Origin of the sequence: Planotetraspora silvatica (assembly GCF_016863315.1) — a bacterium.
Lineage (GTDB): Bacteria > Actinomycetota > Actinomycetes > Streptosporangiales > Streptosporangiaceae > Planotetraspora > Planotetraspora silvatica.
In genome coordinates this window covers 1-945 of the sequence record NZ_BOOQ01000099.1, presented here as the reverse complement: position 1 = coordinate 945, position 945 = coordinate 1, and the positions used below count along the sequence as shown (strand labels likewise).

1 protein-coding gene is annotated in these 945 nt (G+C 66.6%); it reads left to right on the top strand.

From position 1 onward, the window contains the following. Positions 1-2 precede the first annotated feature (2 nt). The coding region (locus Psi02_RS39760) for a DUF222 domain-containing protein (RefSeq protein ID WP_308442312.1) at positions 3-945 on the top strand (943 nt) is incomplete at its 3' end.

Sequence of the window (945 nt, the reverse complement as noted above, 5' to 3'; positions counted from 1 at the left end):
GGGTGGAACGGGTGCACCACACGGGCGAAGCCCGAGGACACGGGCACAGCAGCACCCGCACCTGGCTGCAGAACGCCTGCGGCACCAGCAGAGCCGCCGCCTCCCACCTGGTGACCATCGGTACCCAACTGGCCCGTCTTCCCGTGGTGCGTGCCCGATTCGCCGAGGGCACCCTGAGCGAGGGCCAGGTCACTGCGATCTGCACCGCCGTCAAAGACCTCACCGACGACCAAGCCCCAATCGCCGAGCAGATCCTGGCAGACCTGGCCGACCAGGCCACCCCCGAAGACGTCGCCAAAGCCGGCCGCTACCTCCGCGACATCCTCGACCCCGACGGGCAAGACAAAGACGACGACGCCGACCACGACAAACGATTCCTGCGCGTACGCCCAACCGACTCCGGCGGCATGCACGGAGAATTCCGACTGCCCAAAGAAGCCGCCGCACGACTGAAGACCTGGCTCGACGCCTACGCCAAACCCGGCGCCGACAACGACGACCGGCCCCTGCGCGTCCGCAACGCCGACGCACTCACCATGCTCCTCGAAACCAAAATCACCACCGAACTACTGGTCCTGGTCAACGCCGAATCCCTCCCCACAGACCACCCCAACCACGACCCCAACCCCGGCCACGACCACCAGCCCGGCCACACGGCGAACAACAGCAACGGCACCAACTGCCGAACTGAAAAGCACACCGAGGCAGGCCGACCGGGACCAGGAGCACAAACACCAGCGCAATCGGAAGCGCAATCGGGCGCACAGTCGGAAGAGCAGGCACGAGATCCGTCGAAGGTGCGATGGAAGGTGCCCGGATTGCTGCTGTCCACCGGCCAGTTGCTGTCACACGCTGACGTGGACCGGTTGGCACGCACATCCACACTGATGCGCCTGGTGATGGACGCCGACGGCCAGGTCCTCGACATGGGCCGCGCCGTACGCC